Genomic DNA, 19,076 nt, shown 5'->3' with positions numbered 1-19,076 from the left:
TCGTCAGGAAAATTGAGGCGGCGCGCGCGCCTGGGCGTTTGTGCCTTTATGGGCCGCGCCGGCGGATACCTCAGCCGCGTGCCACACCACGCGCTCGGCGTGGCGGAAGGGAATGGAGAGCGCGACGTGCGGCGGCGAATCGAGTGACGCGCCCACCTGCGCCAGGCAGCACAGCGCGCAGGCGCCACCATGTGTGGACGGTGCACCGTTCTGGTCGTTCAGACCACCCTGCTCGCTCGCGCTGTGGCAGATGACGGCAGCAGAAAGCGGATCGGCCACGGCCTGGCCGGCCGCCAGACAGGCGGCAATCGGCGCCAGCACCTGCATCACCAAAGCGAGCAGGACCAGGGGTAGGAATCTTTGCAGCCGTGCGCGCATCCGCCGAACCATTCGTTCGTCTACTAACTAAACACCGCGCAGCTGGCCGAGTCGAGGCCGGTTCCGCCGCCTTCTTGGTCCAGCGCAAATTTCTCGAAAATTGTGGTCCCACCGCCCCGCGGGAGGGGACCTTCGGCATTCGAGGCAGTTGTGCAATCAGGTCCCATCCACAGATTTCTTATATTTGTCATATGCTTACAAGGCCAAAAGCCCGATCATTTCGTCAATTGCTCGAATTTTGAACATTCGTTGCCGAAAATGATGACAAGTGAGAAAAGTTGATCTAGCATCCCCCTTGCTCAGGCTGGCCGCGAGGTCGAAGTCTGGTGGTCCAAGTCTCGGGAGGAGCCCCTGACGCGCAAAACGCAGCGTCGCCCCGCCAATCAAGATCAAATCTTAGAATCGGGGATAATAGGGTCGACACAATTTTCGAGCGGGGCTAGGGCCCCGCTCTTTTTTTGTCTGCATGGCCACAGCGCCGATGAATGCCTCCTCTAATCCGATCGAACAGAGCTTTGAACTTGCGGCCTCGCGCTGCGCGGATCTCACGCCGCTCGTCTATCAACGGCTCTTCGAACAGCATCCCGAAACGCGGGCGATGTTCCGCACGCAAGGCAGCGAGCTCGTGATGGGATCGATGCTCGCACTCACCATCGAGGCGATTCTCGACTTCGCCGGGATGCGTCGTGGGCATTTCCGGCTGATCGCGTGCGAGGTCGCCTCGCACGATGGCTACGGCACGCCGCGCGAGCTGTTCACCGCCTTCTTCGCCGTCATCAGGGACACGCTGCGCGATCTCCTCCGCGATGAATGGTCGCCGGACATCGCGCAGGCCTGGGATCGACTGCTCATCGAGATCGACGCGTTCGCGAGCGTCTCGGCCTGACGCTTTGCGCTGCACCAACGCAGCTTGCGGCGATCCCACCGTTGATTGCAGATTGAGTGCCACCAACTCTTGTGAGACACTTTCGGACATCGGTCGCGCAATCAATGACGCGCCGAAGATAAAATTGTATGGGAGCGAGCGATGTCCGGGACGAAAGATTTCTCGACGACGAGGCGCGATCTTCTTCAGGCGGCAGCGACCGCCGGCGCCGCGACTGCCATCCTCGGCAGCATGGGCATAAACCCGGCCCTTGCAGCCGAAGTCGGACGAAGCGAGAAGCCGCTGAAAGCGGCATTCTCCAACGCAGGCCTCCAGGCGACCTGGTGCGCGCAAGGCAAGCAGGCCGCGGAATTCTGGGGCAAGCTGTTCAATGTCGAGGTCACCTGGTTCGACGGCCAGCTCGATGCCGTGAAGCAGCGCGCGGCGATCGACAACATGGCCTCGCAGAAATGGGATTTCGTCGCGATCCAGGCTTTTGGCATCGGCACCCTCACCCAGCCCGTGCAGAAGATGATCGACGCCGGCACGCCCGTGATCGACATGGACACGCTGATTGCGCCGCTCGACCAGATCAACGTCCACTCCTTCCTCGCCCCCGACAACGAGTTCATGGGCGCCTCCGTGACGCAGGCGCTGTGCAACGCCATGGGCGGCAAAGGCAAGATCATCATGACCCAGGGCGCGCTCGGCCACACCGGCGCGCAGGGCCGCGCCAAGGGCTTCACCACGGTCGTCCAGCAATTTCCTGGTATCGAGGTGCTCGACACCCAGCCGGCCGATTGGGATGTGTCGAAGACCGCACGTCTCTGGGAAACCTACCTGACCAAGTACCCGCAGATCGACGCGGCGTTCTTCCACAATGACGACATGGCGCTCGCCGCCGCCAACATCATGAAGGCGCGGGGCCGCACCAACATCCTGATCGGCGGCGTCGATGCGATGCCGCCGGCGATCCAGGCGGTCAGCGAAGGCCGCATGTTCGCAACCGTCCGCAATCCGTCCTGCCGGATTCATGGCGGCGCCATCATCGCGGGCGTTTCCGCGGTGGTCGGCGGCGAAAAGAGCGGACAGGGCATCCCCAAGAACGTCGTCACCGACGGTCCGGTCGTGACCAAGGCCAACGCTGCCGGAATGCAGTGGATGCAGGATCACTTCCTGATCTGAGCCTCCATGCGAGAGGACCGTTCGCCCATCCTGGAACTGCAGGACATCACGAAGAGCTTCGGCGGCGTCGAGGCGCTTCGTGGTGTCGACTTCGCGCTCTCACCCGGCGAGATCCATGGTCTCGTCGGCGAGAACGGCGCGGGAAAAAGCACGCTGATGAAGATCATCGCCGGCGTGCACACCGAATTCTCCGGCCGCTTCCTGATCGACGGACAGGAGACGCATTTCCGCTCGGCCCGCGACGCGCACACCGCCGGCATCGCCATGGTGCACCAGGAGCTGTCTGTCGCGCCCGACCTCACGGTCGCCGAGAACGTGTTTCTGGGCAACCAGCCGACCAACCGGCTTGGTCTCGTGCAATGGCGGCGGATGGCGCGCGAGGCCGGCGAGCAGCTCGCCCGCTTCGGCATCGACGTCGATCCGATGAGCAGGCTCGGCGACCTCCCTATCGGGCTCCAGCAACTGATCGAGATCGCGCGCGTGCTGTTCTCCGGCGCGCGCATCGTCATCCTGGACGAGCCGACCTCCGCCCTCTCCCCGCCCGAGGTCGAGCGGTTGTTTGCGACGCTACGGCGCCTGCGCGAGGAAGGCACGGCCATCGTCTTCATCTCGCATTTCATCGAGGACATCTTGCGCGTGTCCGACACCGTGACCGTGTTCCGCAACGGGCGGAAGGTCACGGAGACGGCAAGTGCTGCGACCAGCAAGGGCGCGCTGATCGAGGCCATGATCGGCCGCGGCGGCGAAGCGCTCGAGCACAGCTATAGCGACGATCTGATGCTGCCGCGGCCGAGCGACAGCTCGGTGGTCCTGAAGGTCGACCAGCTGTCGCTGGCCCGCAGCCTGAAGGACATCTCCTTCGAGGCCCGCGCCGGCGAAGTGCTCGGCATCTACGGCTTCATGGGCTGCGGCCAGCAGGAGCTGTCGCGCATATTGTTCGGCAAGCTGAAGCCGGACGGCGGCACGCTCGCGGTCGAGGGCAAGCCCAAAACCTTCGCCAGCACGGCCGCGGCGCGGCGGGCCGGCGTGGCGCTGGTGCCGGAGAGCCGGCGCGCCATGCTGTTCCACCAGGAGCCGGTCTACAAGAACATCTCGATCAGCATTCTCGATCGCATCTCGGCGTTGCTGCTCAAGCCGGCACGGGAGCGCGACATCGCCCAGCGCCAGGTCGAGCAGCTCCAGATCAGGCCGCCGGTGGTCGGCCTCGATCTCGGCATGCTCTCCGGCGGCAACCAGCAGAAGGTCGCGCTGGCGAAATGGCTGACCTATCCGCCCAAACTGCTGGTGCTGTGCGAGCCGACCCGCGGCATGGATGTCGGCGCCAAGAACGACGTCATCAACATCGTCCGCGATCTCCGCGCCAGGGGGCTCGCGATCATCGTGCTGTCGACCGAGCCGGAAACGGTGCTGTCGCTGGCCGACCGCATCCTCGTGCTCAAGCGCGGCGCATTGGTGCGTGAGTTCAAGAACGAGCCGGTCAGCAAGGACCGCCTGCTGGAAGCGGCGTGACGGAGAAGCACCATGGCGAGCAGTGACACGGCACCAGCGGCGGCGCAACGGGCACGCGGGTTAGCGCCGTTCCTGCGCTCGCAGATGCGCAACATCGCGCCATTCCTGACTCTGATCTTCCTGTCCGGCTTCTTTGCCCTCGCCAGCCCCTCCTTCGCGACGCTGGACAATCTCGGCAACATCCTCACGCAAGTGTCGGTCACAGGCATCATCGCCGTCGGACTCACCTTCGTGATCCTCTGCGCGGAGATCGACCTCTCGATCGCCAGCATCGCCAACGTCACGGGCATCGCGGTCGCCTACTTCACGCTCCAGGAATCCTACGTCAACATTCCCAACATTCCCCTCCCCGGCGCCGCGGCGATCCTGATGGCTATCCTGCTCTGCGCGTTGCTTGGCCTCGTCAATGCGCTGGGGCTGACGGTGATCGGCATCCCCTCCTTCATCATGACGCTGGCGATGATGCAGATCGCAGCCGGCATCTCGGCTCTGCTGGTGCGCGGCCAGATCGCCTACAAGGTGCCCGGCGTGATCACCACGCTCGGCTCCGGCTCGATCGGCGGCGTCCCCTGGATCGTCATCGTCGCCGCCATCATGCTGCTCTTGGGACATCTGGTGCTGACCTACACGCGCTTCGGCCGCTACGTCTACATGGTCGGCGGCAACCGCGAGGCGGCCGAATATTCCGGCCTCAACGTCAAGCTCATCCTCGGCGCGGTGATGGTGATTTCGGCGGTGTGCTCCGGCATCGGCGGCATGCTGGGCGTGGCCCATTTCGGCAGCGCGCAGCAGAACGAGTTCGATACCTACCTGCTCGACTCCATCGCCGCCGTCGTGGTCGGCGGCACCAGCCTGTTCGGCGGCCGCGGCGGCATCGGCAACACCATCGTCGGGCTCTTCGTTCTCGGAGTTCTCAACAACGGCCTCGACCACGTCAATATCGACAGCTTCCTGAAGATCCTGATCCGCGGCCTGATCCTGCTGGCGGCGCTGGTGATCAACGTCTACGCGCAGCGCCTGCGCGAGAAGGCGGTGGAATAGACGACCCTCAAAACAAAAAACGCGAAAACAACCCCATGCACAGTAGAGACTTTGAGGTAATTCAACGACTTACAAGAACCCGAAATTGTGCAGCTGCGACCGCGGCGGCGTTTGACTCGTCGGGCAAAACAGGAGCAGGATGTCATCATGGCGGTGTGCGCGGGTCGGCTCCGGACAGCGCCCCAACCTCCGTCATTGCGAGCGCAGCGAAGCAATCCAGACTGCCGCCGCGGAACGATTCTGGATTGCTTCGCTGCGCTCGCAATGACGAGGTGACAGCAGGGGCAATCCAGCCTCAATCGCAGAGCATGAGAGGGCGGCCTAACTCTCCGCCTTCTCATCCGGCGGGAGCCGCGAGAACCGGAAATTGCAGTGGCTCGCGCCGCCCGCTAACGTCTGCGTCCTTTCCAGGTGGATGCCTCGCGCTGCGTAGGCGACGAAATCGAGCCCGCAGATGTTCGGCAGAATGTCCTTGTCGCCGTGGCGCGCCGCGAGCTTGCAGAAGCCGCAGGCCTTGTAGTTGATCCCGAACTCGAACTTGTCGTCCGTATCAGGCTCGACGAAATCGTAGGCGAAATCTTCCGGAAACTCCTTCTGATGGCTGTCAGTCATGCTCTTGGCCGCCTGCTCGCGCAGCAAAGCCTGGTTCTCCGGCGACATGAATTGACGCCCTGAGGCAAGACGCTCCGCTTCAGGCGCGGTCAGCAACTGCGCCTTGTAGGTTTCCCGCTCGATCTCGCCGATCACAGGCACCGGCACGCCGTGTCGTCGCAGCACCCGGCTGATGGCCGTGAAGCCCATCAGACGCATGAAGAAATCGCTCATGCGGCTTGCCGCACCACCGACATAGGGCATCTGGGCGAGCACGATCTCGAATTCGTCCATCACCTCCCGCCTGATCCCGTCGATCGCGGTGAGATGCGCGCGCTCGTGCAACATCGCTTCGGCCAAGTCGAGCCGATGGCGCATGGCGGCTTCCATTGCGCCCCGATGCGTCTCGTAGAAGGGATGAATGCTCTCAGCCATTGGACACCTGATTTGGTTGGCTCATTGCAGGGACGGCGGAACCGGTTTCACTCCGCGGCGATCGCCTCGATCTCCAGCAGCCATTTGCTGTCGACGGTCTCGACGATCACGACCGTCAGCGCGGGCTGGTGGTCCCCGAGCATCGCGCGACGAATGGTGCGGTTGGTCACGAGTTGATTGCGGTTCGTCAGGAACGTGGTGACCTTCACCAGATGCTCGACGCGCAGGCCGGCGGCGGCGAGCACCTCCATCACGTTGCGCCAGGCCTGCTCGCATTGCGCCTCGAAACCTTCGGGCACGGTGCCGTCGGGTCTCTCGGGCACCTGGCCGCTGACGAACAGCAGGCGGCGATGCTGCGTCAATTCAAGTCCCATGCAGTAGCCGCCGGCGGGAGCGTGGACCGTTGCGGGATTGTGGCTGACGATGTGAGCTGGGGGCATAGGGTTTCTCCGGATTGCGGGGCTGACCGTATCCGGCCCCATCACCGCTTCGCAAAGCATCATTGCTGCGGTTCAGCGCAAGAAAATCTATTGCAAGGCGACGGCCCATCAGTGTCAAAATGGTGCGCAATGACCTACGCCCTTCCCCCACTCAACGCGCTCCGCGCTTTTGAGGCCGCCGCCCGGCATCTCAGCTTCAAGCTCGCCGCACACGAACTGCACGTGACGCCCGCCGCCGTGGGACAGCAGGTGAAGGCGCTGGAGGCGCGCCTCGGCGTGCAGCTGTTCGAGCGGCTGCATAAGCAGCTCATCCTCACAGTCGCCGGTCAGGCCTATCTGCCCGGGGTCTCCGAAGGCTTTCGCCACATTGCAGAGGCGACCTCGCAATTGAAACCGGCAGGTGCGGTGCTGCTACAGCTAGGCGTCCATGGCAGCTTCGACCTCCGCCGCCTCGAATTGGCGGCGTTTCGCAGCGCGCATGCGGAGATCGGCTTGCGGGTGCTGCACCCAGCCGGCCTGCACGAATTGGTCGAGGGCAAGGTCGACCTGCTGATCGCCCGGGGCCTCAGCCACCATCCGGGCTATCGCTGCGACCGGATCGATGAGGGATCGGGTTTGGGTGATTGGCTGGTTGCGCCTGAAGGCACCGCGGATTGTCCGGAGATCGTCGGTTTTCGCGCGTGGTTGCGCGCCCTGCCGGCCAAGAACGCGCTCACAAACCGACACCGCCCTCGTCTGGTAGGTGTCAGCGGAAGTTGAGGCGAGATCGAAGCGGCCGTGCGTTTCATTCAGTTCCAGCAGCAGATAGATGATCTGGGCGCGGGTCGAGGTATCGAGACAAAGCGAAAACAACCCCATGCCAACTAGAGATCATCCAGCAATTTGGCGCCGAGTGGCTTGAGCCTTCCGCTACGACCAAGTTTGACTTGCCGGATAAAACAGGGGCAGATTTCACAGAGATCGATAGCGCATCCGTTGAGCGTTTGGCTCAAGCTGAGGGCGCGGACTTCTCATTTTGGAGACATTCGCATGACCGCAATTGATCGGCGGGCCCTGCTTATGGGTGGAGGGGCGCTTCTCATGAGCGCAGGTTCGCTTGTCTCGGCTCCGTTCGACTGGCAATCGATGACGCCATCCGAGGCAGGCTTTATACCGGATCTCGATGCGCGGCTCGACAAACTGATTGCCGACAATCGTGCATGGGGTCTGCATGGTGTCTTCGTCACGCGGGCGGGCATGATCGTGCTCGAACGCTATTTCGCCGGCGAGGACGAATCCTGGGGCGCTCCTCTCGGCCGGGTCGCCTTCGGTCCTGACACCCTGCACGACCTGCGCTCTGTCACGAAGAGCGTTCTAGGCCTGCTCTACGGAATCGCGCTCGATCTCGGAAAGGTGCCTGCGCCGGATCAACCGCTGATCGCGCAATTTCCCGATTATGCCGATGTCGTAACCGATGGCCGCCTAAAGCGTCTGACCGTCGCGCACGCGCTCACCATGACCCTGGGGTTCGACTGGAACGAGGACATTCCCTACCAGGACCCTAATAACAGCGAAATCCAGATGGAGCGCGCGCCCGATCGTTTGCGCTACATTTTCAGCCGACCGTTCATCTCCGATCCAGGAGCGCGCTGGATCTACGGCGCTGCTGGAACCGAGCTCATCGGCAATCTGCTGGTAAAAGGCGTCGGCCAGTCGCTACCCGACTTTGCACGCACACAACTGTTCGATCCCATCGGGGTTGGCCCGACCGAATGGTCCAAAGGATTCAACGGCCAACCCGCACCCGCATCCGGCCTGCGCATGACGCCGCGCGACCTTGCGCGCGTTGGGCAATTGGTCCTCAACCGTGGCCAGTGGGATGGACGCCAGATCGTTTCGTCGGAATGGCTCGCGAAATCGTTCCAGCCCTACGTCCCGTGCGACGAGCAGCGTCAATACGGCTACTTTTGGTACAGCGGCAACTTCCAGTACGGCCATCCGCCGAACCGGCCCATCACGCATTGGATCGGCGGCTTCGGTTACGGTGGTCAGCGGTTGTTCGCGATGCCCGACCTCGATATCGTGGTGGCCATCACCTGCGGAAATTACGCCGACGAGAGGCAATGGATGCCGTCCATACGGGTGGTCCGTGACGTCGTGTTGGCTGGACTGAAGTGAACCTTGCCTTCCACCCTAGAGCGGCTGGCCCTCAGGAGGGGCCACCGTCGCCCTCCCCGCAATCTCCTCACTCCGCCAACACCTCACCGCGTGCCCGTCCACCCGCGTCTCCAGCACCGGCCCCGGCTCGCCCCGACACACAGCTTCCGCATAACGGCACCGTGGGCTGAACGCGCATCCGTTCGGCGGATTGAGCGGATTGGGAAGATCGCCGCCTGTCGTCGCCAGCGGTGCATGGTGCAGCGGGTCGGGAATGGCGGCGATCAAGGCTTGCGTGTACGGGTGCGCCGGCCTCTCGAAAATCTCGCGCCAGTCGCCGTTCTCGACGATGCGGCCGAGATACATGACGGCGACCTTGTCGCTCATGTGCTCGACGACGCCCAGGTCGTGGCTGATCATGATGTAGGAGAGACCGAGCGTTTCCTTCAGTTCCAGCAGCAGATTGATGATCTGGGCCCGGATCGAGACGTCCAGCGCCGACACGGGCTCGTCGCAGATGACGATCTTGGGATTGAGGATCAGGGCGCGGGCAATGCCGATACGCTGACGCTGGCCACCGGAGAATTCGTGCGGGTAGCGGTCGGCCTGTTCGGGGCGCAGGCCGACATGGCGCAGCATGGTCGCGACGCGGTCCTCGATCTCGCTCTTTGCGGCCACGCCGTGCACGCGCAGGGGATCCTCTAACGTGCGACGCACGGTCTGGCGCGGATTGAGCGAGGCGTAGGGATCCTGAAACACGATTTGCACGGTGCGGGCCAGTGCCTTTCGATCGCCCGATTGCCTGACGGTCACGACCTGTCCGTCCAGCACGATGCGGCCGCGCGTTGGCGTCAAGAGACCAAGGATCGACAATGCGACCGTCGACTTGCCTGAGCCGGACTCGCCGACGAGGCCGAGGCATTCGCCCCGCTTCAGCCTGAGGTCGACCCCGTCCACGGCCCGAAGCAACCGCCGCTCGCGACCCAGCAAGCCGCCGCCCATCGGGAAATGAACCGCGAGATCCTCGACGCTGAGAATGACATCGTCATCCGGCTTCGCCCTATCCAGCAGGTCTTGCGGCTCATGCATGGTGGTGACACCTCACCAGACCACCGGCCTCCAGCAAATCGATCTGCGGCGCGGCTGTCCGGCAAATGTCAGTCGCCTGTGCGCAGCGCGGATTGAACCTGCAGCCATCGGGGAAATTCGTGATCGCCGGAACGACGCCCGCGATCTCCATCAGCCGAGTGCGGCCAAGCGCGGCGCGGCTGCCCAGCCGCGGCAGCGAGGCGACCAGGCCTCGCGTATAGGGATGCGAGGGCGCGCGGAAGATGTCGGCCGAGCCGCGCTCCTCGACAATGCGGCCGGCATACATGACGGCCACGCGGCGGCAGACATTGGCAACCAGGCCGAGATCGTGGCTGATCATCAGGATTGCCGTCCCCCGCTCGGCGCACAGATTCCGCATCAGCTCGATGATTTCGGCTTGCACGGTGACGTCGAGCGCGGTGGTCGGCTCGTCGGCGATCAGGAGATCCGGACCGCAGGCGAGTGCGATGGCGATCATCACGCGCTGGCGCATGCCGCCGGAGAGCTGGTGCGGGTAGTCGTTGACGCGCCGCTCCGGCGCGGGGACGCGGACGCTGGCCAGCGCCTCGACCGCCAGCTGGTTGGCTTCCCGCCAGCTCTTGCCCTTGTGCAGCACGAACATCTCGGCGATCTGCCGGCCCACCGGCGAGACCGGGTTGAGCGCCGTCATCGGCTCCTGGAAGATCATCGCAATGCGATTGCCGCGCAGCTCCCGTTGCTTGCCGGCTGAAAGGTGCTGGATCTCCCGCCCCTCAAACCGGATGGCGCCGCCGCCGATCGACAGCGGCTGCCGCAACAGGCCGATCAAGGCGAGCGCCGTGATGCTCTTGCCGCAGCCGGATTCGCCGACCAGGCCGAACGTCTCGCCGCGATCGATGCGGAATGAAATGCCCTCCGCCGCCGCAACGCGCCGTGATCCATCGTCGAGATCGATCCGCAAATCCTCGACCTCGATCAGCGGCGCGCCGGTCATGTGCGCCGGCTCCGCGATTGCGGATCGAGGATGTCGCGCAGGCCGTCCCCGAGCAGATTGAGGCCGAGCACCGTCAGGAAGATGGCAAGGCCGGGAAACACCGAGAGCCACGGTGCCGTCGTGATCTGGTCGCGGGCATCCGACAACATGCTGCCCCAGCTCGGAAAAGGCGGGCGGACGCCGAGGCCGAGGAACGACAAGGCGGCTTCGGACAGGACCGCGCTGCCCATGCCGAGCGTGCCGATGACGACGATCGGCCCGAGCATGTTCGGCAGCAGCTGCGTGATCATGATGCGCAGATCGCCGTAGCCGAGCACGGTTGCCGCCTGCACATAGCCCTGGCTCCTCAGCGACAGCGCCGATGCCCTTGCGATCCGGCACGTGAAGGACCAGTTGGTCAGGCCGAGTGCGATCAGCAGGCTGGTCAGCCCGGGGCCGAGCACCGCCATGATGGCCAACGCGAAGATCAGCGAGGGGATCGCGAGCATGAGATTGGTCAGGCCGTTGACGACATCGTCCCACCAGCCGCCCCAATAGCCGGCGCTCAGGCCCAGCGCCACGCCGATCACGCTGTTGATGAGCTGCGAGACGATGCCGACCGTCAGCGAAACGCGCGCGCCATAGACGACGCGGGAATAGATGTCGCGGCCCTGGTCGTCAGTGCCGAACCACCAGGTCCAGCTCGGAGGCTCTTCCGCATTCAGCAAATTGGCGTCCAGGACAGGATCGGTATGCGCCAGCCAGGGCGCGAGCAGGCCGACGAAGATCGCAAGCGCGAACAACGCGCCACCGATGATGAGATTGGCGCGGAGCTTCATGCGTATCTGATCCTGGGATCGATCACGCCGTAGAGCACGTCGATCAGCAAATTGATCGCGAGAAAGGCCAGCACCACGACGAGAATGGAGCCCTGGACGGCCGGAATGTCGCGCTGCAAGACACTGTCGACGAGCAGCGAGCCGATGCCCGGCCAGGAGAACAGTTTCTCGACCACGACCGCCTGCCCCATCAGCGCGCCGAACTGCAGGCCGACGGTGGTGAGAATGATGACAAGCGCGTTGCGCATCACATGCCACCTCACGACTCGTGTCTCGCTCATGCCCTTGGAGCGCGCGGTGCGGACGAAATCGGCCGTCATGATCTCGAGGACCGCGGCGCGCGTGGTCCGGGCGAACAGCGCCATCGGCGAGACGCCGAGCGTCACGGCCGGAAGGATCAGGTATTTCAGGCCGCCGTCGCCATAGCCGAAACTCGGCAGCCAGCCGAGCTTCAACGCAAACAAGTACATCAGCACCAGTCCGAGCCAGAATTTGGCGATCGAAAGTCCTGATACCGCCACGACCATTGCCAGCGTGTCGACAATTCCCCCGGGCTTCAGCGCGGCGATGAAACCCAAGGGAACACCGATCACGACAGAAAACGCCATGGCTGCGAAGATGAGCTGTAGCGTCGGCCATGCCCGTTTGGCGATCATGGTCGTGACCGGCTCGCGCGTCCGGAACGAGGTGCCGAAATCACCCGTCGCGAGCTTGGCGACGTAGGAACCGAAGCGCAGATAGACGGGCTGGTCGAGGCCGAGCTGCTTCTTCAAGCGCATCTCGATCTGCGGATCGGCATCATCGCTCATGGACGAGACGATGCTGCCGGGAACGACACTGAACAGCACGAACACCAGCAGCACGACGGCAAGCACGGTCGGAATGGTTTGCAGGAGGCGGCGGAACAGGAAGGAGAGCATCGGCACTTTTCCTCTCTCCCTCCATCGTTCATGGCGATGGAGGGAGCGCGAGAGCGCATGTCACTTCGCGGGCGAGGTCTCGTCGACCCAGAGGTCCTCGACGTTCTGGTGGGTCAGCTCGGTCGCGTTCAGCTGAATCCCCTTGAGCCAGGGCTGCACGGCCATCACCGCCTTGTTGTAATTGAAGAACCAGACCGGCGCCTCTTCGTAAAGCAGCGCATTGGCCTTTTGCAGCAGCTGGGTGCGCTTGGCGGGATCGTCGGCCTGCCCGGCTTCATCGACCATCTTGTCGAAGTCGGCATTCTTGAAGTTCATGTAGTTGCAGGCTGGTTGCGGCGTCGCCGAGTGGAAGCATTTGAGGGCGGCCTGCGGATCCGGGCCGCTCGCCTGGGAATAGATGAAGGCGTGGTAGTCGCCGCTGCGAACCACCTCCGCCAGCACCGCGGTCTCGACCTGCTTGACCTTCGCCTTGATGCCGACCCTGTCCAGCATCGGGATCACGGCCGAGACGATCGGCAGGCCCCAGCTCTCGTTCTGGCTGGTGGTCCATTCGAATTCGAAGCCTGAGGGATAGCCGGCGTCAGCGAGCAGCTGCTTGGCCTTGGCGGGATCGAAGGCGTAGGGCTTCATCGCCTTGTCGTAAGCGGGCGAGGTCAGCGGCAGCCAGCTGGTGGCGCGATAGGCCTTGCCCTTGACCAGCTTGTTGATGATCAGGTCGGTGTCGATCGCGTAGTTGATCGCCTGCCGCACGCGCTTGTCGGCGAACGGCTTGAACGCGGGATTCATCCCCATGTAGCGGGTGAAGACCTCGGCGACTTCGACGACGGTGCCCTTGAGGTCGGCGTCGTTCTGATAGGCGACATATTGCGCAGGTCCCAGCACCGAGGTGTCGATCTCCTTGTTGCGGAAGGCGACGTCGCGTGCCGCGGCCTCGCCCATGACCGCCACGATGATCTTGTCAGCGTAGGGCTTGCCGGGCTTGTAGAACCGGTCCCACCGCTCCAGAACGATGCGCGATCCCGGCACGTGCTCGACGAATTTGAAGGGGCCAAGACCGATCGGCTTCTGGAGAAAGCTTTCCTTGGCGGCTTCGTCGGCGGGATAGATCGAAGTTATCGCGTTCCAGAAGTAGAAACCTGGATCGACTTTCTCGGTCAGCTTCATCTCGATGGTGAAGTCGTCGATTTTCTTCAGGCCGGAGATTTCCTTGGCCTGGCCCTTCTCGACCGCCGCCGCGCCCTCGATCACGCGGACATAGCGCGCGCCGGGATAGGCCTTGGTGCCGTCCATGATGTGATTGTAGGTCCAGATGACGTCGTCGGCGGTCATCTTGCGGCCGTTGTGGAAATAGGCATCGTCGCGCAGCTTGAAGGTGTGAACGAGGCCTCCGCCGGAGATGACGTCCTCCCTGGCGAGCTCCAGAACCGGTTTGCCTTCCGCGGAATTCCAGATGTAGAGCGACCGGTGCAGAGCCTTGGCGTAGATCTCGTCCTGGGCGCGCTGTGTCGTAAGAATATCCAGGCTGGTGAAACTCGAGCCATAGGGCGCGGTCATGCGGATGGTTCCGCCCTTGCGCGGTGTCTGGGCCTCCGCCGTGGCGGCCAGTGCCAGCCCCAAACCAGCGACGATCGCCACAATCCTGAACATCATGTTCCCTCCGACCATGCAGGCATGCTCCGGTCTGAGAGTTGACCATCCACGGCACGTCGAGCGCAAGCGCCTTGAAGGGGTGACATATGCGAGCACAGCGCTCGGGCCCCGCCGATTTGTCAGAACGCGCCCTAGCCGGCCGCGAACTCCGGCTGCCAGTCGCGCAATTTTCGTGCTGCGCCGGTGACGTCGGCGATGGTCGGAAACGCCCCCGCCTCCAGCATCATCGCCCGCGCCAACCGCACGGCCCGGGCTTCGCTGATCGCCCGCCTCTTCGGATCCTCGATCAGCTCGAAATCGATGTTGTGCGCGAGGCCGAAGATACGGCGGATGGTTTTTGCCGCGGCAAAACCGACGGTGTCGGCGAACAACCGCTGCATGTAGGCCTGTCGCTCGGCCTCCAGGCGTGCCGCGCCCTTCTCGCCGGCGAAGAGTGAGGCGGGATAAGCATCGCCGGCGGCGCCAGCGCGCCAGAGATCGAGGAATTTGCGCGCGAACTCGGTCCAGACCTGCTCGACCGTCTCCAGCACCCAGGCCTCGAACGCACGCCGCTCGCCCGGCAAGCGCTCATGGCCGGCGGAGGCAAAATAGGCCATCAGCAGGTTGGCGAGGACAGCACCGACATCGAACCCCATCGGGCCATAGAACGCGAATTCGGGGTCGATCACCCGCGTCTGGCTGTCCGTGACCATGATCGAGCCGGTGTGAAGGTCGCCGTGGAGCAGCGCCTCAGGGCTTGCCATGAACTTCAGCTTCAGCCGGGAGATCGCGACATGCAGGTCCATGTCGTCGCGCAGATCTGCGGCGAGCGCATCGAGATACGGCGCGGTCCAGCGGTTCTGCTCGGCGATGCGGTAGGGATCGGTGAAGATCAGATCCTCGGTGATCTTGCACAGCGCATGGTTGCCGGCGAAGGCTGCGATGCCTTGCTTCTTTTCGGCCGCCGACAGCGCGAGGTCGGAGGTGAAGAACAAGGTCCGCGCCATGAAGGTGGTGATGTCATCGACAAAGCGCGGGTATTGAGTCCCCGCGACCATCCCCTTGCGCATGATGATGTGGGGCTCGAGCAGCTCCATCACCGTCAGCGCCAAGGCCTCGTTGTGATGCCGCAGGGCCGGCACGAGGCCGGGTGCGAGCTGGGCTTGTTTCGACAGGGACAGATATTCGTAGTGGGCCCGCGACAGCGGCAGCGGCCAGCTCTCGCCGACGAGGCGGACATAGGGCAGCGCCTGCTTCACGGCGACGCCGCCGCGGTCGCCCTTGACGATGAAGACCAGATTGAGATTGCCGTCGCCCACCTCGGTGATCGACCAGGACACCGGCTCGGCGCCGAGGAGCGTCACGAGATCCGGCTGCTCCGCGAGATAGTCCCGCAAGGCCGCCTCATGCAGAATCCGGTAGTCCCCCTGCCCCTCGGCCATGACGATCCCATCCCATGCTTGGCACGCCCATGTTTGGCATGCCCATGTTTGGCATGGCCGGATCGTTACTCCCGTTCCAGGAAGCTCGAGCCGATCTCGGCCTTTCTTTTGATCGGATCGTAATCGCAATAGACGCCGTCCGCCACCAGCGTGTAGCTGGCGCTGACGTTGTATTTGTCCAGCTTGACCGAGTTCAGGCCGATCACCGAGGTGCTCTTGCCGCCGTTCCATTTGAACGGAGTCGAGCTCTTGGCCTGCTCACAGGCCATCACGGCCTCGTTGAAGACGTAGCCCTCCACGAACGCCTTCAGCGTCCGCACCTGCACGGCCATCTTCCACTCGAAATAGCCAATGGCGCCAAGGCCGGCGACGATCAGGACCAGAAGCGCAATGACGATCCGCTGAAAAGTCATTCGTCCCCCCAACAAAGACAACCAAGAAATCTTAAAACGGCATTCCCATCAATCTCGACAGGCGTTCGATCGAGAGATAGCCGGCGTGATAGGCCGCTATGCCGATCCCGTAGATGACCGCCGAGATGATGGTGGTCCAGATCAGCTTGCGCCGCATGCCGGTCAGGATCGGCGCGCCGGGGTCCGTCCCCGGCGCTCCCACGCCGTCCTCGTGCTGGCTGCGCACGCCGAACGGCAGCGTCAGAAACAGCGCGACCCACCAGATGACGAAGTAAATCGCGAGCGCGGTCGAGAGCTGAATGGCCATGGCTTCGGCCTTACGCCTGCTCGATTTCGACCAGCGCGCCGGAAAAATCCTTCGGGTGCAGGAACAACACCGGCTTGCCGTGGGCGCCGATCTTCGGCACGCCGTCGCCGAGCACTCTTGCGCCCTCCTTCACCAGCGTGTCGCGCGAGGCGATGATGTCGACCACCTCGTAGCAGACATGGTGGATGCCGCCGTCGGCGTTGCGATCGAGAAACTTTGCGATCGGCGAGGCCTCGCCGAGCGGCTCGATGAACTCGATCTTGGTGTTGGGCAGCGTCGCGAACACGGTGGTGACGCCATGCTCGGGCAGCGCAACGGCCTCCGAGATCTGGGCCCCAAATGCGGCGCCATAGATTTTGGCGGCCTTAACGGCGTCCTTGGTCGCGATCGCGACATGGTTGAGCCGGCCCAGCATGTTTCTCTCCCGTTACACTGTCAGGACATGTACCAGACAGGGGGGCTTTTTACCCCAATGTTCGTTGATGACAGACCGGACAGCCCGTCGTACCGACTCAGCCAGCGCATCGGCGTCGCGACGGCGCGCCTTCGGCAGGCCTTCGACGGTGGAGACCACGGCGTCGAAAACGATGTCGTCGAAGGGCTCGCCCGCCTTGTTCTTCTCGGGGATGCCGACGAGATCGACCGCGGGATCGTCGGCAAGCTCGCCCTGCTCCGTCATGGCGATGGCGATGAAGGCGCAGCCGGAGAAGGCCATGCGGCGCCGCTCGACCACCGCGCGGGACTTGGAGTCCTCGAGAATCGTGCCGTCCTTGTAGAGACGGCCCGCAGGCACTTGCCCAATGATGCCGGGATCGCCGGGACCGAGCTTGACGAGATCGCCGTTGCGGCAGACCAGCACGCGCGGCACGCCGGCGGCACGCGCGAGCTTGGCGTGCTCGTTCAGGTGCAGCGCCTCGCCATGGACGGGGATCAGGAGCTGCGGCCTGGTCCAGGCGATCATGTCGCGCAATTCGTCGCGGCGCGGATGACCGGAGACATGGACCAGCTGGTCGCGGTCAGTGATGACCTCCACACCCTGTAGAACCAGGCCATTGATAATTGCGCCGACCGCCTTCTCGTTGCCGGGAATGGTGCGCGAGGAGAAGATGACGCTGTCGCCGCGGTTGAGCGTGATCTCGGGATGGTCGTCATTGGCGATGCGCGCCAACGCGGCACGCGGCTCGCCCTGGCTGCCGGTGCAGAGCGCCAGCACCTTGTCCTGCGGCAGATGACCGTAAACGTCGGGGGAGCGGAAGCTCTGCACGCCGTCGAGATAGCCGGTCTCGCGCGCGACCTGCACCACGCGTTCCATGGCGCGGCCGACCACGACGACCTCTCGGTCGGCGGCCTTCGCAGCGATGGCGACGGCCTTGAGGCGCGCGACGTTGGAGGCAAAGGTCGTGACCGCGACGCGGCCCTTGGCGGCCTTGACGAGTTCGGTGATGGATCTGGCGACCTCGGCTTCCGAGGGCGAGCGGCCGTCGCGCACGGCGTTGGTGGAATCGCCGATCAGGGCGAGCAGGCCCGCATCGCCGAGCTCCCGCAGCCGCTTTTCGTCAGTCGGGCGGCCGATGATCGGGGTCGGATCGATCTTCCAGTCGCCGGTGTGCAGCACCGTGCCGACTTCGGTGTGGATCGCCAACGCATGGGACTCCGGAATCGAATGCGCGACCGGGATGAACTCGACGTTGAACGGGCCGATATCGACGCGCCCGCCCGACGGCACCACCGTCACCGGGATCTTCGGCGCATTGCGCTCGGCGGCGCACTTGGCCTCGAACAGCGCGGCGCTGAACTGCGTCGCGTAGATCGGGCATTTCAGCTTCGGCCACAGGTCGATGATGGCGCCGAAATGGTCCTCATGGGCGTGGGTCAGCACCAGCCCCATCAGGTTCTTGCGTTCCTTCTCCAGGAAGCTGACGTCGGGCATGATCAGGTCGATGCCCGGCAGATGCTCCTCGTCGCCGAAGGAGACGCCGAGATCGATCGCCAGCCAGGCGCGCTGTTGGCGGTTGCCGAGGCCGTAGATCGACAGGTTCATGCCGATCTCGCCGACCCCGCCGAGCGGTGCAAATACCAGTTCGTCAGGCTTCGCCATCACGCAGCTCCCACGGAGGCGGCCGTGCCGAAGAACACCTCGCCCGCGGCAACCGGCACGCGCCGGCCCTCCGCGGTGCGGACGATCAGGCAGCCGGTGTCGTCGATCGTGTCAAAAATGCCTTCCAGCGTCATCACTCCCGTGTGGATCGCGACCCGCTCGCCGAGGCCGGCGGCGCGCTCCAGCCACAGCTTGCGGATCTCGGCAAAGCCGCGGCCATTGTCCCAGATACCGCGGAACTCCACCCAGGCATCGGAGAGCGCCGAGAACAGCTCCTCCGCACTGATCTGGACGCCGAGCGCGGCGAGCGACACCGCCGGCGTGGGCGTGCCCTCGGGCGCGGCGACGACGTTGGTGCCGATGCCGACGACGATGGCAAGACGCTCACCGATGGCTTCGGCCTCCAGGCCGATACCGACCAGCTTCTTGCCGCCGGCCAGCACGTCGTTCGGCCATTTCAGGGCGTAGCGGGGACGGCCCTCGCCGAGGCGCAGCGCAGCCTCCAGGCTGACCTTCTCCAGGGCGGCCTCCTCGGCCAGCCCGGCCGCAAAGCCGATCGTCGCGGCGACGGAAGGGGCGACGTCCAGGACTTCGAGGACGCTGGCTGCAAGGTTACCCCGCGGCGCGATCCAGGCGCGCTGGCGGCGGCCACGGCCGGCGGTCTGCTCCGACGTCACGAACCACATCGGGCCGCGTTCGCCACGCCTCGCGTGCTCGATCGCCTCGGTATTGGTCGAGCCGGTCCGTTCGAAAGCTGCGAGCTTGTAGCCCGCCGACGATGCGCGAGGACCGAGCGCGAATGCCATC

The 19,076-nt window shown here is 64.2% G+C and carries 20 protein-coding genes; 6 read left to right on the top strand and 14 right to left on the bottom strand.

The features are described from left to right. Window positions 1-3: 3 nt before the first annotated feature. Entirely contained in the window at window positions 4-390 is a 387-nt protein-coding gene (locus JQ591_RS22245; RefSeq protein ID WP_211398109.1) for a DUF2946 family protein, read from the bottom strand. Between the two features lie 469 nt (window positions 391-859). Here JQ591_RS22245 and JQ591_RS22240 point away from each other — a divergent pair, with 469 nt between their 5' ends. From JQ591_RS22240 to JQ591_RS22225, 4 genes are all read left to right on the top strand, one after another. Next, entirely contained in the window at window positions 860-1,264 is a 405-nt protein-coding gene (locus JQ591_RS22240) for a globin (RefSeq protein ID WP_211398108.1), read from the top strand. A gap of 141 nt (window positions 1,265-1,405) precedes the next feature. Further along, window positions 1,406-2,428 (top strand): sugar ABC transporter substrate-binding protein, encoded by a 1,023-nt coding sequence (locus JQ591_RS22235; RefSeq protein WP_211398107.1) that lies wholly within the window; start codon window positions 1,406-1,408, stop codon window positions 2,426-2,428. A gap of 6 nt (window positions 2,429-2,434) precedes the next feature. After that, window positions 2,435-3,937, top strand: a complete 1,503-nt coding sequence (locus JQ591_RS22230; RefSeq protein WP_211398106.1) for a sugar ABC transporter ATP-binding protein — start codon at window positions 2,435-2,437, stop codon at window positions 3,935-3,937. A gap of 12 nt (window positions 3,938-3,949) precedes the next feature. Then, entirely contained in the window at window positions 3,950-4,978 is a 1,029-nt protein-coding gene (locus JQ591_RS22225; protein ID WP_211398105.1) for an ABC transporter permease, read from the top strand. Between the two features lie 321 nt (window positions 4,979-5,299). Here JQ591_RS22225 and JQ591_RS22220 read toward each other — a convergent pair whose 3' ends face one another. Together JQ591_RS22220 and JQ591_RS22215 are read right to left on the bottom strand one after the other, a co-directional pair. After that, the gene (locus JQ591_RS22220; protein WP_211398104.1) at window positions 5,300-6,004 is read right to left on the bottom strand and encodes an L-2-amino-thiazoline-4-carboxylic acid hydrolase; all 705 of its coding nucleotides are present in this window, start codon (window positions 6,002-6,004) and stop codon (window positions 5,300-5,302) included. A 47-nt stretch (window positions 6,005-6,051) separates the two neighbouring features. Continuing rightward, on the bottom strand, window positions 6,052-6,444 hold the full coding sequence (locus tag JQ591_RS22215; RefSeq protein ID WP_211398103.1) for a RidA family protein: 393 nt from the start codon (window positions 6,442-6,444) through the stop codon (window positions 6,052-6,054). 129 nt (window positions 6,445-6,573) lie between these two features. Here JQ591_RS22215 and JQ591_RS22210 point away from each other — a divergent pair, with 129 nt between their 5' ends. Continuing rightward, a complete protein-coding gene (locus JQ591_RS22210; RefSeq protein WP_211398102.1) occupies window positions 6,574-7,203 on the top strand; it encodes a LysR family transcriptional regulator in 630 nt (209 codons plus the stop codon). Between the two features lie 270 nt (window positions 7,204-7,473). Next, window positions 7,474-8,601 (top strand): serine hydrolase domain-containing protein, encoded by a 1,128-nt coding sequence (locus tag JQ591_RS22205; RefSeq protein WP_211398101.1) that lies wholly within the window; start codon window positions 7,474-7,476, stop codon window positions 8,599-8,601. Window positions 8,602-8,616: 15 nt separating this feature from the next. On the opposite strand, the gene JQ591_RS22200 is transcribed toward JQ591_RS22205, so the two are convergent. The 11 genes from JQ591_RS22200 to JQ591_RS22150 all read right to left on the bottom strand — a co-directional run bounded on the left by JQ591_RS22200 (window position 8,617) and on the right by JQ591_RS22150 (window position 19,075). Next, a complete protein-coding gene (locus JQ591_RS22200) occupies window positions 8,617-9,669 on the bottom strand; it encodes an ABC transporter ATP-binding protein (RefSeq protein WP_211398100.1) in 1,053 nt (350 codons plus the stop codon). Beyond that, complete coding sequence (locus JQ591_RS22195) at window positions 9,662-10,642, bottom strand: ABC transporter ATP-binding protein (RefSeq protein WP_211398099.1); 981 nt, start codon at window positions 10,640-10,642, stop codon at window positions 9,662-9,664. The genes JQ591_RS22200 and JQ591_RS22195 overlap by 8 nt, the downstream gene beginning before the upstream one ends. Further along, window positions 10,639-11,460 carry an ABC transporter permease gene (locus JQ591_RS22190; RefSeq protein ID WP_211398098.1) on the bottom strand — a complete coding sequence of 274 codons (822 nt, stop codon included), beginning with the start codon at window positions 11,458-11,460 and terminating at the stop codon, window positions 10,639-10,641. The genes JQ591_RS22195 and JQ591_RS22190 overlap by 4 nt, the downstream gene beginning before the upstream one ends. Next, entirely contained in the window at window positions 11,457-12,380 is a 924-nt protein-coding gene (locus tag JQ591_RS22185) for an ABC transporter permease (RefSeq protein ID WP_211398204.1), read from the bottom strand. Before JQ591_RS22185 ends, JQ591_RS22190 begins: the two co-directional genes overlap by 4 nt. A 60-nt stretch (window positions 12,381-12,440) precedes the next feature. Further along, complete coding sequence (locus tag JQ591_RS22180; protein ID WP_211398097.1) at window positions 12,441-14,030, bottom strand: ABC transporter substrate-binding protein; 1,590 nt, start codon at window positions 14,028-14,030, stop codon at window positions 12,441-12,443. 131 nt (window positions 14,031-14,161) lie between these two features. Continuing rightward, window positions 14,162-15,451, bottom strand: a complete 1,290-nt coding sequence (gene mtnK, locus JQ591_RS22175) for an S-methyl-5-thioribose kinase (protein ID WP_211398096.1) — start codon at window positions 15,449-15,451, stop codon at window positions 14,162-14,164. A 65-nt stretch (window positions 15,452-15,516) separates the two neighbouring features. Beyond that, complete coding sequence (locus JQ591_RS22170; protein ID WP_151649938.1) at window positions 15,517-15,864, bottom strand: hypothetical protein; 348 nt, start codon at window positions 15,862-15,864, stop codon at window positions 15,517-15,519. Between the two features lie 31 nt (window positions 15,865-15,895). Next, complete coding sequence (locus JQ591_RS22165; protein ID WP_211398095.1) at window positions 15,896-16,171, bottom strand: DUF1467 family protein; 276 nt, start codon at window positions 16,169-16,171, stop codon at window positions 15,896-15,898. 10 nt (window positions 16,172-16,181) lie between these two features. Next, complete coding sequence (gene mce / locus JQ591_RS22160) at window positions 16,182-16,586, bottom strand: methylmalonyl-CoA epimerase (protein WP_007603572.1); 405 nt, start codon at window positions 16,584-16,586, stop codon at window positions 16,182-16,184. A 12-nt stretch (window positions 16,587-16,598) separates the two neighbouring features. Continuing rightward, complete coding sequence (locus tag JQ591_RS22155) at window positions 16,599-18,269, bottom strand: ribonuclease J (protein ID WP_211398094.1); 1,671 nt, start codon at window positions 18,267-18,269, stop codon at window positions 16,599-16,601. Then, window positions 18,269-19,075 (bottom strand): biotin--[acetyl-CoA-carboxylase] ligase, encoded by an 807-nt coding sequence (locus JQ591_RS22150; protein ID WP_211398093.1) that lies wholly within the window; start codon window positions 19,073-19,075, stop codon window positions 18,269-18,271. The genes JQ591_RS22155 and JQ591_RS22150 overlap by 1 nt, the downstream gene beginning before the upstream one ends. Between the last annotated feature and the right edge of the window lies 1 nt (window position 19,076).

The sequence above is a fragment of the Bradyrhizobium canariense genome (assembly GCF_018130465.1).
Classification (GTDB): Bacteria; Pseudomonadota; Alphaproteobacteria; order Rhizobiales; family Xanthobacteraceae; genus Bradyrhizobium; species Bradyrhizobium canariense_C.
This window is presented reverse-complemented; position numbering and strand designations above follow the sequence as displayed.

Bases quoted from the DNA above. Each gene is read 5' to 3' on its own strand.
- mce (WP_007603572.1), bottom strand. From the start codon at position 16,586: ATGCTGGGCCGGCTCAACCATGTCGCGATCGCGACCAAGGACGCCGTT.
- JQ591_RS22225 (WP_211398105.1), top strand. From the start codon at position 3,950: ATGGCGAGCAGTGACACGGCACCAGCGGCGGCGCAACGGGCACGCGGG.
- JQ591_RS22180 (WP_211398097.1), bottom strand. From the start codon at position 14,030: ATGATGTTCAGGATTGTGGCGATCGTCGCTGGTTTGGGGCTGGCACTG.
- JQ591_RS22190 (WP_211398098.1), bottom strand. From the start codon at position 11,460: ATGAAGCTCCGCGCCAATCTCATCATCGGTGGCGCGTTGTTCGCGCTT.
- JQ591_RS22230 (WP_211398106.1), top strand. From the start codon at position 2,435: ATGCGAGAGGACCGTTCGCCCATCCTGGAACTGCAGGACATCACGAAG.
- JQ591_RS22220 (WP_211398104.1), bottom strand. From the start codon at position 6,004: ATGGCTGAGAGCATTCATCCCTTCTACGAGACGCATCGGGGCGCAATG.
- JQ591_RS22245 (WP_211398109.1), bottom strand. From the start codon at position 390: ATGGTTCGGCGGATGCGCGCACGGCTGCAAAGATTCCTACCCCTGGTC.
- mtnK (WP_211398096.1), bottom strand. From the start codon at position 15,451: ATGGCCGAGGGGCAGGGGGACTACCGGATTCTGCATGAGGCGGCCTTG.
- JQ591_RS22235 (WP_211398107.1), top strand. From the start codon at position 1,406: ATGTCCGGGACGAAAGATTTCTCGACGACGAGGCGCGATCTTCTTCAG.
- JQ591_RS22170 (WP_151649938.1), bottom strand. From the start codon at position 15,864: ATGACTTTTCAGCGGATCGTCATTGCGCTTCTGGTCCTGATCGTCGCC.
- JQ591_RS22240 (WP_211398108.1), top strand. From the start codon at position 860: ATGAATGCCTCCTCTAATCCGATCGAACAGAGCTTTGAACTTGCGGCC.
- JQ591_RS22210 (WP_211398102.1), top strand. From the start codon at position 6,574: ATGACCTACGCCCTTCCCCCACTCAACGCGCTCCGCGCTTTTGAGGCC.
- JQ591_RS22155 (WP_211398094.1), bottom strand. From the start codon at position 18,269: ATGGCGAAGCCTGACGAACTGGTATTTGCACCGCTCGGCGGGGTCGGC.
- JQ591_RS22165 (WP_211398095.1), bottom strand. From the start codon at position 16,171: ATGGCCATTCAGCTCTCGACCGCGCTCGCGATTTACTTCGTCATCTGG.
- JQ591_RS22185 (WP_211398204.1), bottom strand. From the start codon at position 12,380: ATGCTCTCCTTCCTGTTCCGCCGCCTCCTGCAAACCATTCCGACCGTG.
- JQ591_RS22195 (WP_211398099.1), bottom strand. From the start codon at position 10,642: ATGACCGGCGCGCCGCTGATCGAGGTCGAGGATTTGCGGATCGATCTC.
- JQ591_RS22150 (WP_211398093.1), bottom strand. From the start codon at position 19,075: ATGGCATTCGCGCTCGGTCCTCGCGCATCGTCGGCGGGCTACAAGCTC.
- JQ591_RS22205 (WP_211398101.1), top strand. From the start codon at position 7,474: ATGACCGCAATTGATCGGCGGGCCCTGCTTATGGGTGGAGGGGCGCTT.
- JQ591_RS22200 (WP_211398100.1), bottom strand. From the start codon at position 9,669: ATGCATGAGCCGCAAGACCTGCTGGATAGGGCGAAGCCGGATGACGAT.
- JQ591_RS22215 (WP_211398103.1), bottom strand. From the start codon at position 6,444: ATGCCCCCAGCTCACATCGTCAGCCACAATCCCGCAACGGTCCACGCT.